At 53.2% G+C, this 12,970-nt stretch carries 10 protein-coding genes; 5 read left to right on the plus strand and 5 right to left on the minus strand.

The window, feature by feature from the left end:
• Positions 1 to 109: 109 nt before the first annotated feature.
• Complete coding sequence (gene msrA / locus ACETPC_RS08395) at positions 110 to 640, minus strand: peptide-methionine (S)-S-oxide reductase MsrA (RefSeq protein ID WP_380180416.1); 531 nt, start codon at positions 638 to 640, stop codon at positions 110 to 112.
• A 397-nt stretch (positions 641 to 1,037) separates the two neighbouring features.
• Between msrA and ACETPC_RS08400 the strand changes: the two genes are divergently transcribed.
• Positions 1,038 to 3,077: a choline transporter gene (locus ACETPC_RS08400; protein WP_380180417.1), complete on the plus strand. Its 2,040-nt coding sequence runs from the start codon at positions 1,038 to 1,040 to the stop codon at positions 3,075 to 3,077.
• Positions 3,078 to 3,092: 15 nt separating this feature from the next.
• Here ACETPC_RS08400 and ACETPC_RS08405 read toward each other — a convergent pair whose 3' ends face one another.
• On the minus strand, positions 3,093 to 4,181 hold the full coding sequence (locus tag ACETPC_RS08405) for an AbrB family transcriptional regulator (RefSeq protein ID WP_380180418.1): 1,089 nt from the start codon (positions 4,179 to 4,181) through the stop codon (positions 3,093 to 3,095).
• Positions 4,182 to 4,885: 704 nt separating this feature from the next.
• Here ACETPC_RS08405 and ACETPC_RS08410 point away from each other — a divergent pair.
• A complete protein-coding gene (locus ACETPC_RS08410) occupies positions 4,886 to 5,287 on the plus strand; it encodes an H-NS family nucleoid-associated regulatory protein (RefSeq protein WP_380180419.1) in 402 nt (133 codons plus the stop codon).
• Between the two features lie 133 nt (positions 5,288 to 5,420).
• Positions 5,421 to 6,350, plus strand: a complete 930-nt coding sequence (tus, locus tag ACETPC_RS08415) for a DNA replication terminus site-binding protein (protein ID WP_380180420.1) — start codon at positions 5,421 to 5,423, stop codon at positions 6,348 to 6,350.
• 40 nt (positions 6,351 to 6,390) lie between these two features.
• On the opposite strand, the gene fumC is transcribed toward tus, so the two are convergent.
• Positions 6,391 to 7,788 carry a class II fumarate hydratase gene (gene fumC / locus ACETPC_RS08420; RefSeq protein ID WP_380180422.1) on the minus strand — a complete coding sequence of 466 codons (1,398 nt, stop codon included), beginning with the start codon at positions 7,786 to 7,788 and terminating at the stop codon, positions 6,391 to 6,393.
• 341 nt (positions 7,789 to 8,129) lie between these two features.
• Here fumC and ACETPC_RS08425 point away from each other — a divergent pair, with 341 nt between their 5' ends.
• A complete protein-coding gene (locus tag ACETPC_RS08425) occupies positions 8,130 to 9,623 on the plus strand; it encodes a YdgA family protein (protein ID WP_380180424.1) in 1,494 nt (497 codons plus the stop codon).
• 171 nt (positions 9,624 to 9,794) lie between these two features.
• Positions 9,795 to 10,793, plus strand: a complete 999-nt coding sequence (gene add, locus ACETPC_RS08430) for an adenosine deaminase (RefSeq protein ID WP_380180426.1) — start codon at positions 9,795 to 9,797, stop codon at positions 10,791 to 10,793.
• Between the two features lie 307 nt (positions 10,794 to 11,100).
• Here the strand turns inward: add and ACETPC_RS08435 are convergent, their stop codons facing one another.
• On the minus strand, positions 11,101 to 12,141 hold the full coding sequence (locus ACETPC_RS08435) for an oxidoreductase (RefSeq protein ID WP_380180428.1): 1,041 nt from the start codon (positions 12,139 to 12,141) through the stop codon (positions 11,101 to 11,103).
• A gap of 87 nt (positions 12,142 to 12,228) precedes the next feature.
• Positions 12,229 to 12,970: arabinose operon transcriptional regulator AraC (araC, locus tag ACETPC_RS08440; RefSeq protein WP_380180430.1), on the minus strand; the 742-nt coding region annotated here is incomplete at its 5' end.

A 12,970-nucleotide genomic window follows, 5' to 3' on the forward strand; every position in this document is an offset into this window, starting at 1 on the left:
CTCAGCCTCTGCCGCCATAAAGCTGCGGAGTTGCTGTAAAAAAACAGATGTTCACCTGAGCTTTTTTAGCTTTGTCAGCAGTCTGAGGGCGCTTATAGCGCCCTGGTCTTTATTTGGTCTGGCTGGCGTAGCGCTTACGCAGCTTTTGTAGCTTAGGCGGGATCACCGCCAGGCAGTAACGGTTCTCCTGACCTTCCCCTTCCCAATAGTTCTGATGGTAATCTTCTGCCGGATACCATTCGCTTGCGCTTTCAATAGTTGTCACCACCGGCTCGGCCAGCTCGGCCTGGGCGCGGGCGATAGCCGCTTTGGCCTCTACTGCCTGGGTTTCATTCAGCGGGAAAATCGCCGAACGGTACTGGGTGCCGATATCATTGCCCTGCCGGTTCAGCTGTGTCGGATCGTGAGTGGCAAAGCTAATATCCAGCAGCTCGCCATAGCTGATTTTCTCCGGGTCGAAGCCCAGACGGATCGCTTCCGCATGCCCGGTTTCGCCGGTGCAAACCTGCTTGTAGGTCGGATTGGCGACATGACCGCCGATATAGCCGCTCTCTACGGATTCCACGCCGTTAATTTGTTTAAACACCGCTTCGGTGCACCAGAAGCAGCCACCGGCGATAATTGCATATTCAGTCATCATTGTTCCTTATTCGCAAAGCGAGTTTCGTTAATCATTGCAGCATAAGTTTTTACTTATTGCTATGCACTTCCATGCGGTGCCAGCTATTTGCATAAAGCCTGAGCGGGCAGAAAAAATAACGCTTAGTTACTGTATGGATTAATTAAGCCCGCCTTTGATGAATTATTTTTAATTGAATGCTCAATCAATAAAAACTATAGTGTGTAGCTAATTTTTAACATTACTGCGACAGAGGTAACAAATTTGGCTAACTTATAGCCGAATATCAGTGAGTTAAAATAACATCCCGACAGGTTCTCTAGTGTAGTTAGCGGATATGCGGCGGAAGTTTCCCAGTATGCGCTAAGGCACGCTTTGCGAAATCGGGGCCATTCTTGAGCATTTTTTCGGAGAATCTATGCCGACGACTGAAATACCCAGGAAAGAACAGCAAGACCGCATTAATCCCGTGGTCTTTTACACTTCAGCAGCGCTGATCCTGCTTTTTTCTCTTACCACAATCTTCTTTACCGAGGCATCCGATCGCTGGATAAATAATACACTTCAGTGGGTTTCAAATACCTTCGGCTGGTATTACCTGCTGGCGGCTACCGTTTATATTGTCTTTGTAGTGTTAATCGCCGCTTCTCGTTTCGGCTCCATTAAGCTTGGGCCGGAGCAGTCAAAGCCTGAATTCAGCCTGATGAGCTGGGCGGCGATGCTGTTTGCCGCCGGTATCGGCATCGACCTGATGTTCTTCTCCGTGGCCGAACCCGTCACGCAATATATGATGCCGCCGGAAGGCCAGGGCCAGACGCTGGAAGCCGCACGTCAGGCGATGGTCTGGACATTATTCCATTATGGCCTGACCGGCTGGGCGATGTACGCGCTGATGGGCATTGCGCTGGGCTACTTTAGCTATCGTTACGGGCTACCGCTTACCATTCGCTCGGCGCTTTATCCTATTTTCGGTAAAAGGATCAACGGCCCAATCGGCCATTCGGTAGATATCGCGGCGGTAATTGGCACCATTTTTGGGATCGCCACCACGCTGGGTATAGGCGTCGTACAGCTTAATTACGGTTTAAAAGTACTGTTCGACGTGCCGGAGGGCATTACGGTTCAGGCTGCACTGATTGCGCTGTCGGTGATTATGGCAACTATCTCGGTCACCTCGGGCGTTAATAAAGGGATCCGCATCCTGTCGGAGCTTAACGTGCTGCTGGCGCTGGGCCTGATCCTGTTTGTACTCTGTATGGGTAATACCAGCTTCCTGCTTAACGCGCTGGTGTTGAACGTCGGCGACTATATCAATCGCTTTATGGGTATGACGCTGAACAGCTTCGCTTTTGACCGCCCTGACGAGTGGATGAATAACTGGACGCTGTTTTTCTGGGCCTGGTGGGTTGCCTGGTCGCCGTTCGTTGGTTTGTTCCTGGCACGTATTTCTCGTGGTCGCACCATCCGCCAGTTTGTGGTCGGCACCCTGACCATTCCGTTTATCTTTACCCTGCTGTGGCTGTCGATTTTCGGCAATAGCGCGCTATACGAGATTATTCACGGTAATGTGGCGCTGGCCCAGGAAACGCTTGCGCATCCTGAACGTGGATTCTATAGCCTGCTGGCGCAGTATCCGGCCTTTACCTTTAGCGCCTCGGTAGCCACTATTACCGGCCTGCTGTTCTACGTTACCTCGGCGGATTCCGGCTCGCTGGTGCTGGGCAACTTTACTTCTAAGCTGAGCGATATCAACAACGATGCGCCTAACTGGCTACGTATTTTTTGGTCGCTGGCAATCGGGCTGCTGACGCTGGGTATGCTGATGGTCAACGGCGTAACCGCGTTGCAGAAAACTACGGTAATTATGGGGCTGCCCTTCAGCTTTGTGATTTTCTTTGTAATGGCCGGGCTCTATAAATCGCTGCGCGTAGAAGATCACCGCCGCGCCAGTACTGTTGTCAGCACGCCGCCAGTGCCAATTTCACGCGAAGATCGCCTGAACTGGAAACAGCGTATCTCGCGCGTAATGAACTATCCGGGCAGCACGCATACCAAAAAGATGCTGGACAACGTTTGCCGCCCGGCAATGGAAGAGGTGGCGCTGGAGCTGGAACGACGCGGCGCCACGGTGCAGGTTAGTGAACTGCCGCCGCTGGAAGATGAGCGTCTGAATCATCTGGAGATGCTGGTAAGTCTGGGCGACGAGCAAAGCTTCCTTTATCAAATCTGGCCGCAGCGCTACTCGGTGCCAGCGTTTACCTACCGCGCCCGCAGCGGCAAGTCGGACTATTTCCGTCTGGAGACTTTCCTGCTGGAGGGCACGCAAGGCAACGATCTGATGGATTACACTAAAGAGCAGATCATCAATGATATTCTCGATCAGTATGAACGTCATCTGACCTTCCTGCATATTCACCGGGAAGCGCCGGGCAATACGATGCCCTTCCCTGAAACCTAATCCAAAAAGCTTACCTCAGCCGGACTTTTCGTCCGGCTTTTTTGTATCACTAAGCGGCTGGGCGCCTGCTCGCCTGGCTATCCATTTAGCCAGCAGCGGCCCGGTAAACAACACCACGATAAAACGTCCTGTTTGCATCGCCATCACAAAAGAGAGATCGACCTGGCTGGAGGCGGCGATAATAGCTATTGAGTCCGCACCGCCTGGACTGGTCGCCAGCCAGGCAGTTAAGGGATCGATACCGGCAAATCGTACCAGTAAATAAGCCAGCCCACAGCAGACTGCTATCAGACTAAATATAGCGAGCAAAAGGCGAGGTAAAGCTTTTGCCGCATAAACAAGAATGGCGCGATTAAAACGTAACCCAATGCTCCAGCCAATAATGGTATAGGCAAGCAGCAATATCGTCGCCGGTAATTCCAGTTTAAGAAGATGGGTATTCTGCACAACAAGGCCGCCAGCCAGAGAAATTAATAGCGCGCCAGCGGGCAGCCGGAACAGGCTGCTGATGCCGACACAGGCGGCTATGACTAATAAAGTTGCGCCGAAAAGCGGCCAGTCAGGAAGTTGTATAAGCATAAAATGCGATAAAGCTGGCGTTGGTGCCCAAGGCGTCCAGATACGCGCAGCCAGCGTGGCAAGCACGGCAACAATAACCACGCGCAGATATTGCATAAAGGCCACCAGCCGTACATCGGCATTATAACTTTCTGCCATTAAAGTCATCGCGGTAGCGGCGCCTGGAGAAGAGCCCCAAATTGCCGTAGAACCGGGTAATACCTGCCAGCGCGTAAGAAGCCAGCCCGACAGAGCGCTGGCAAAGACCACGGCAAATATTGCCGCAGCGAAAAGCGGCCAGTTTCCGGCTATTTCTGTAAAAACTTTTGGCGGCATAGCACGCGCGATCATGCAACCTACTACGCCCTGTGCCAGAGAAAACAGCGGTCTGGCAATAACGACTGGCTTACCACGTGCGGCAAAGATAATCGCTACCAGCATTGGCCCCAGCAGCAGCGCCGCAGGCAGCCCGCAACGTTCAAAAACGATGACCGTCAGAGCGGAAAGCAAAATCAGCATGACCCAGCGTAGTGAAGGGACTTTCATTTATATTACCCATTAAGAAGAACAGGATAATCCTGGCATTGAAAAATTGGCGCGACCAGCCGCCTGTTTAATAAAGCCCTGCACTGCTGGTTTTTAACAGTTCTACAGCACCTGTGAAGCGGCAGTGTCTGGCAGACTCCCCGCAACCTAATCATTATAAACATAAGTATGTTGTAACTATTGAGGTCAGCTATCCTGAGCCGGTCGCCGAAAAACTATTGAGACTTAAACCGATTCCAGCTCTCTTTTTCGCGCCAATAATGTTCATTTTTGTACTGTTTTAAAAACACCGCTCTTACGTTTTATACTCTCTTCGGCATATGATTCATGCCTCGAGAAGTCAGCTTTAACAACCAGACAAACAATTTTGCTAATGACTTACAAAAAACCGTTCTGAGGTAGCTAAAGAAGATCGAATTTAAGGCTTTAATCCAGAGAACATATCGCTGCAATTATAGACGCGTCTGACCAGAGCGGCTCATTTTTTCCAGGTTTACTGCCGCACTTGTTGTTAAGAATTTTCTCATTAATGATAAATATAACATCTTTATGCAGGCACTATTCTGCAAAAAATATGAAAAAGGCCGGCAATAAAAATTTTTTTTCAACTTTTATGTTTTTAACTGAGGAAATTCTATGTACACTGTCCTACGATACATACATTGATAATCTTTTTTAACCAACTCAACGCTACGGATTCCTTTATGAGCGAAACTCTGAAAGTATTAAATAACATTCGAACTCTTCGTGCCCAGGCTCGTGAAGTTTCTTTATCTGAACTGGAAGAGATGCTGGAAAAACTCGAAGCGGTAGTTAACGAGCGTCGTGATGCAGAAGCCGCTATCGCTTCTGAAATCAAAGAAAAAGAAGAAAAACTGGCGAAATACCGCCAGATGCTTCTGGACGACGGTATCGATTTAAGCGAGCTGACCGCAGCCGATAATAACTCCGGCAAATCTCGTGCTAAACGTGCTCCACGTCCGGCTAAATATCAGTACACCGACGAAAACGGCGAAACGAAATCCTGGACCGGCCAGGGCCGTACGCCAGCGGTGATTAAGCAGGCGCTGGATCAGGGTAAAAAGCTGGAAGATTTTCTGATCTAAATCTTCAGCCACGCTGAGCAATTCAGCGTGGCAGCTTTTATTCCCCCTGCCTTTGCCAAATAAACTCTCTTTCTCTGTCAATTAATACTCATTATTCCTTGCCCTAAATGCATGTTGTAACTAAGGATCCCCAATGAGCCGATATGATGCCGTTGAAAACCTGCACCGCTGCGCCGCTGATCTTCAGGCGGCGCTGGGCGAGCTTACCCGTCTGCTTTCAGCCCAGCGCCTGCTGGCCGCGCGAGTATTTGAGCTCCCGCTGGTACAAAAAGGCCACGAACACGATCCTATCTCTACCATAGAGGTAGAGCAGCATCTTGCTCAGTCGGCGTTCGCTATGGCGCTGGCCCACTATGGTCGCCTTTATATGCAGCACCAGTCAGAAACGGTCAGTACTAAAGCGGCGGTACGCCTGCCCGGCGCAATATGTCTGGAGGCATCGGCTGAACAGGCCGAAGAGTTAAAGCAGCAGGTTAGTCAGGTCAATAAACTGAAACAGCGGCTGGAAGAAATTATCACGGTAGAATCCGGCGTGCCCAGCGAAGAGCGATTTGAATTCGTGCACAGCCATTTGCGCGGGCTTATTACGCTAAACGCTTACCGTACTGTTTCATTACTGGATGCCCCGGACTCGGTGCGTTTTGGCTGGGCCAATAAGCATATAATTAAAAACGTTACCCGTGAGGAAATAGTAGAAAAACTGAAGAAAAGCCTGCGCTCCGGGCGGGCGATGGCGCCATGGACTCGTGAACAGTGGGGCGAGAAATTACAGGACGAAATCGCTATGCTTAATTCTTTGCCCGCTACGGCAAAGCTGAAGATTAAGCGGCCGGTTAAAGTGCAGCCTATTGCCCGCATCTGGAATAAGCAGCAGCAAAAACAAACTCAGCTTGCCTGCCCTTCTCCGCTGCTGGTGCTTTGCCCCGATGCCTTATCCGTGCCCAAACTGGGCGAGTTATTAAATTATGATGCCGCTAAGGTTGTCCATCGTTTTAAGCCGGAAGCAAACAAGCTTTTTTCGCTTATTCCGCGTTTGCACCTTTACAGCGACAGGCTTGCCTGAAAAAAAGAGCGGAGACGAGCGCCGCTCTTTTTTCTACAGATTACGACTTCATGCTGCCGACCATCTCTTCCGGCCGTACCCAGCTGTCGAATTCTTCTTCGGAAAGATAGCCCAGCTTCAACGCCGAAGCTTTTAATGTCAGGCCTTCTTTATGCGCTTTTTTGGCAATTTCTGCCGCTTTATCGTAACCGATATGCGTATTCAGCGCGGTAACCAGCATCAGGGATTCATTGAGCAGCTGGGAAATACGATCGCGGTTCGGCTCAATACCCGTCGCGCAATGATGATTAAAGCTATCCATGCCGTCCGCCAGCATACGTACCGACTGCAGGAAATTATGAATGATCATCGGACGGTAAACGTTCAGCTCAAAGTTTCCGGATGCGCCGCCCATATTTACCGCGACGTCATTGCCCATCACCTGGCAGCAAAGCATAGTTACCGCTTCGCACTGGGTCGGGTTAACTTTGCCCGGCATAATAGAGCTGCCCGGCTCATTTTCCGGAATAGCGATTTCGCCAATACCACAGCGCGGGCCAGAAGAGAGCCAGCGCACATCGTTAGCGATTTTCATTAATGAAGCCGCCAGCCCTTTCAATGAGCCGTGCGCGTGCACCAGCGCATCGCAGGTCGCCAGCGCTTCGAATTTATTTGGCGAGGTAACAAACGGCTGCTTAGTCAGCTCGGCCAGCTCCTGCGCTACGCGAACGGCATATTCCGGATGCGTATTAAGGCCGGTTCCTACCGCCGTGCCGCCCAGCGCCAGCTCGGCCACGTGCGGGATGCTTTGTTCAATATGCGTCAGGTTGTGTTTCAGCATTGCTACCCAGCCGGAAATTTCCTGGCCCAACGTCAGCGGCGTGGCGTCCTGAAGGTGAGTACGGCCGATTTTCACGATATCTTTAAAGGCTTCCGCTTTATCGTTCAGCGTTTTTTGCAGCGTTTTCAGCTGTGGGATCAGATGCTCGTTCAGCGCGATAACGGCAGCCACGTGCATAGCGGTAGGAAATACGTCGTTGGAGCTCTGGCTCTTGTTAACATCGTCGTTGGGATGCACCAGTCGCGTCATGCCGCGTTCGCCGCCCAGAATTTCGCTGGCGCGGTTGGCGAGCACCTCGTTCATGTTCATATTGGTTTGAGTACCGGAGCCTGTTTGCCAGATCGCCAGCGGGAACTCTGTGGCATGCTGATTCGCCAGAACCTCATCGGCAGCCTGTACGATTGCCTGCGCACGCTCTGTGGGCAGCAGCCCCAGGTCGCTGTTGACCTTTGCCGCAGCGCGCTTGGTCAGCGCCAGCGCGTGCACCAGCTCAACGGGCATTTTCTCGCTGGAGATGCGGAAATGCTCCAGCGAGCGCTGCGTCTGCGCGCCCCAAAGTTTATCAGCCGGAACTTCGATGGAACCCATTGAATCTTTTTCAATGCGGTTGGCGGCCATGTCTCTCTCCTTTAATGATGATAGTAAAACCCGACTGCCCGTCCGGGCAGTTTGCGCGGGCCATAGTATGACATACAATAATTTAACATTATGCGTGCCGGTCGTCCTTATCGCATTTTGCCGCCGCCCTGAATTTCCCCATAAATTTACGGAATTGCCCCTGTTAAAATTTTTAAAGATTGTTGTGCCAGGCGCGCCTTCCACTGAAAAACCAGATAGCGGCTGACGCCGCGAGCCACAGTTGCTATCATTATTAACCTGTTATACGTAAACGTTTTTCTTAGCCGGATTGGGCTGGATGCTGGTGTTGGCATCAGTGACTTATAAGGACGACTCTACAGATGAATAAAACAAAGGTAGCGGCGGGCGTCATTATCGCCCTGGGCGTGATTTGGACTGGTACAGCGTGGTTTACCGGCAAGCAGCTGGAAAAGAACATGGACGGGCTGGTGCAGGAGGCTAACAGCCGCCTGAACGAGCTGGTGCCAAATGGCCGCCTGAAACTGAGCTATCAGGACTGGCATCGCGGCGTGTTCAGCAGCACGTTACGTCTGGTGGTGCAGTCGGATTCACAAACCGAAGACAATGCGTTGCTGAAACCGGGCCAGAGCCTGGTGCTGGCCGAAAAAATCGATCATGGCCCTTTCCCTTTTGCCCAGCTAAAAAAAGTTAATCTGATCCCCAGCCTTGCCTCGGTACATACCCAGCTGGAAAACACCGATGCGGTGAAAAAGCTGTTCGACATGACTAAAGGCCAGTCGGCGATCCAGGCGGATACCCGCGTCGGCTACGGCGGCGCTACCGCTTCCGTTATTCATCTGCTGCCGCTGGACTACGCTAATGCCCAGACCGGCGAGCGTTTTGCCTCTAATGGCGGCACCATCAACCTCAGCGCCGATAAAAAAGGCGATCGCGTTGATTACGACGGCGAGCTGGAGAGCCTGGTGCTGACCATGCGCAACCAGTTAGGCATTCCGGTGATGTTTACCATCAACGGCCTGAAAATGGATGGCAAAACGCACCTTAACGCGCAGGGGCTGCGCATTGGCGATCAAAACGTTTCCACCGAGAAATTCAGCGTCGCCGCAGATGGCCAGAACGCCTTTACCCTGGATGGCGCAAAGCTTAATTCTTCTTATGATACGGTCAATAATCTGGTCGCCGGCACCACCGATTTCACGCTGGACTCGCTGAAAATCCGCGATCGCGATTTTGGCCAGGGCAAGCTGACGCTGAAGGTTTCCCAGTTTGACGCCGACGGCATTAAAGCCTTTACCGACAACTACCGCCGTCAGGTGCAGGCGCTGATGAACGAACCGGGTCTGAACGATAACGTTGAGCTGTACCAGCAGCGAATGAGCGAAATCCTCAGCGCCAACCTGCCGCTGCTGCTGAAAGGCAACCCGGTGGTTAATATCGCGCCGTTAAGCTGGAAAAACGCCAGGGGCGAAAGCACTTTCAACCTTTCCGCGCACTTTAAAGATCCGGCTACCGGTGCAAAACCGCAGACGCTGACGCAATCGGTCGATAACGTGCTGAAAACCCTGGACGGCAAGCTGACCATCTCTATGGAGATGGCATCAGAAATGATGACCCAGGTCGCGATGGCGGAAGGCTACAAGCAGGAAGAAGCCGCTAAGCTCGCCGAACAGCAGGTGAAAGGCGTAGCCGCGATGGGCCAGATGTTCCGCCTGACCAAACAGGAAGATAACAACATCGTGACCAGCCTGCAGTACGCCAGCGGTCAGGTCACCATGAACGGCGAGAAAATGACCCTCGACCAGTTCCTGGCCCGCTATATGCTGGGCGGCAATCCGGCGACAATGCCGCAGTAAGATATCGTCCGGCTCTTCAACCGCGCCGCGCCTTAGGGTTGGCGCGGTTTTTTTCATCTTACCCCGGGCAATTAATCGGCAGTCGGCCCATCGGCTCTGCAATTCGCTGGCGCAAAAGCGGCGAATGTTTTTATACTGATATGCACTTTTATAACTACAGAGTGCATCGCCATGATCGATCCCCATATTCCTCTTACTGATATTCATCGCCACCTTGACGGCAATATTCGCGCGCAGACCATTCTGGATTTAGGCCGTGAGTTTAATTTATCGCTGCCCGCTTCCACGCTGGAGACACTGCGTCCGCACGTGCAGGTAATGAAAAACGAACCGGATCTGGTGAGCTTCCTGCAAAAGCTGGACTGGGGCGTAAAAGTGCTTGGCTCGCTGGATGCCTGCCGTCGTGTAGCTATGGAAAACGTTGAGGATGCGGCTCGCGCCGGTATCCACTATGCCGAGCTGCGTTTTTCTCCGGGCTATATGGCGATGACGCATAACCTGCCGATCGCAGGCGTAGTGGAAGCCGTCATCGATGGCGTTCGTGCAGGCTGCGAAAAGCACAATATTACCGTGCGCCTGATTGGCATTATGAGCCGCACCTTCGGCGAAGAAGCCTGTTTACAGGAGCTGGAAGGCCTGCTGGCGCACCGCGATCATATCACCGCGCTGGATCTCGCAGGCGACGAGCTTGGCTTTCCGGGCAGCCAGTTCCTGAGCCATTTTAATCGCGCACGCGATGCTGGCTTCCGTATTACCGTCCATGCGGGCGAAGCGGCAGGCCCGGAAAGCATCTGGCAGGCAATCAACGAACTGGGCGCGGAGCGTATCGGCCATGGCGTTAAAGCGGTGGAAGACGCGAAACTAATGGATTATCTGACAGAGAAAGGCATCGGCATTGAGTCCTGCCTGACCTCCAACATTCAAACCAGCACCGTTTCTTCACTGCTGCACCATCCGCTGGCCAAATTCCTGGATCACGGCATTCTGGCGACAATTAACACCGACGATCCGGCGGTACAGGGCATCGAAATCGGCCACGAGTATAAGATCGCCGCTCCGCAGGCCGGTCTGAGCCAGCAGCAAATGCGCACCGCGCAGGAGAACGGTCTGAAGATCGCTTTCCTGAGCGAAGCGGAAAAAGCGGCAGTTCGCGCCAGCGTTGCGGGTTAAAAAAACGATGGGGTCGTGCAGCCTTAGATATCAAGGATTTTGATGCAGTAGAGCGCGCCTTATGGCGCGCTCAGACTGCTGACAAACCTGAACCGCTTCTGGCTCCTGGTTTTTTTCTACAGCAAAACAGAAGCTTTATAGCGGCAGAGGCTGAGCGGATAAGTGGACCGTTTGGCGCATGGACGCGCCAACCGAGCCATCAGGGACGATTTCACGGCGTGTCCATGTTCCGATCTGCCTCTGCTGCTCTGTCAAAGAGTTAAACGCGACCTGGGTTTTGTAATCAACCTCGCTTATGCCGAATGGCTCACTTCAATGACAAAGTCTGCCGCTTCTCGGCGGACTGTAAGCCCAGTTCGATCAGCTCCATCACCTGAATGGCCTCTTGCGGCGTGACCGGATTGGCGCCGTCGCCGTTGATGGCGTCGCGAATGCCCGCGTAATAGGCCGGATAGTTGCCCGGCGTGGTCAGCAGCGTCTCTTCCGCCATCATCTCGCCGTTAGCCAGAGTGACTACACCGTCGCGCATATCGTAACCCCACTCTTCCTGCGGCGGACGCGCGCCCGATTTCAGGCTATCTTCCTGCGGATCCAGACCATATTTCACATAGCTGCCGCGCGTGCCGTGCACCTGATAACGCGCTGATTCCGCCGCCGCCAGCATGCTGGCATGCAGCACTACGCGACGCTTTGGATAGGTCAGTACGGCATGGAAATAGTCGGTGGTTTGCGCGCCGGGACGCAGCTCTGCCATATCAACATTGATAGCAACCGGCGATCCAAATAGCTGGAGCGCCTGGTCAATCAAATGCGGCCCTAAATCGAACCAGATACCGCTGCCCGCGCCCTTCTGTTCGCGCCAGCGGTTACGCACTTCCGGACGGAAGCGGTCGAAATGGGATTCAAAATAGCGGATCTCGCCCAGCGTACCTTCCGCCAGCAGCGTTTTCAGCGTTAAAAAATCGCTGTCCCAGCGGCGGTTATGAAACACTGACAGCAGCAATCCCTTAGCCGCGGCCAGCGCCTCCAGCTCGCGCGCCTGCGAAAGCGTGACGGTAAAAGGCTTATCCACCACCACATGCTTGCCCGCGTTCAGGGCTGCTTTCGCCAGCGGGAAATGGGTGTCGTTAGGCGTAGGAATAACGATTAGCTGGATGGAGGGATCGTCGAACAGCGCCTGCGGATCGGCAACTACCGTCGCCGTAGGCCAGTCGGCGAGCACTTTATCAGCGTCGCTGCTGGAGACGGCCGCCAGCTCCATTCCGGCGGCGCCGCTGATTAACGGCGCGTGAAAGGTCTTGCTGGCGAAGCCGTAGCCGACCAGGCCAACACGAATATTGTCGTTCATTTCTGTTCCTCTTGTCGCTTACCCGAATGATTTAAGACCATCAGTCGGGCAAGGACAAGACGGATTTAGCTGAATGTTAAAAGAAAGTTACTGCGCAGGCAGCAAATCCCAGCTTTCGCGGGTCGCCAGCGTATCGGCATCCAGCGAACGGCGGCGGAAATCGCTGGGGCTGACGCCGACGCGTTTACGAAACACGCGGGAAAAATAGAGCTGATCGTCGTAGCCTACGATACGGCCCACGGTAGCAATAGGCTCCTGAGTAGTTTGCAGCAGCAGCCTGGCGCGGATAATGCGCTGATCCTCTCGCCAGCGCAGCAGGTTAATACCCATCTGTTCGCGGAACAGATGCGCCAGCCGCGACGGCGACAGACAAACATGGTTTGCCACTTCGTCAATTTTTAGTTCGCCCGCCAGGTTATTGGTAACGTACTGGCAGGCTTCGATAATGCGCGGGTCGCGGATTTGCTGATGCGTACGGGGATCTTCCTCTACCGCGCGCAGCAGCAGCCTTTCCAGCAGGTTCATCGCCAGCTCTTCGGCAAAGCGTTTGCCTGAAGTATGCGTCTGCTCAATAGTAGTAAAAAGCCGCTCGAACTCCGGCCACAGTCTTTCCGGCAGCCGAAGCCTGCCCACGCCGCGCTTTTCGTCCTGCCAGACCAGCCAGCTGCTCCAGTAGGCGCGTGGGCGAAAGTAGATCCAGCGGTGATGCCAGCACTCGCTCTGCGGCGAACGGCCGTAGTAGTGCGCTGTTTTCGGCTGGAACAGCAGCAGATCGCCCGGCTCGCATTCAAAGGCTTCTTCGCCGCTAAAAACCTGGCCGCGCCCTTTG

It is taken from the genome of Pantoea sp. sgz302252 (assembly GCF_042610525.1).
In the GTDB taxonomy this organism is placed as follows: Bacteria; Pseudomonadota; Gammaproteobacteria; order Enterobacterales; family Enterobacteriaceae; genus Erwinia.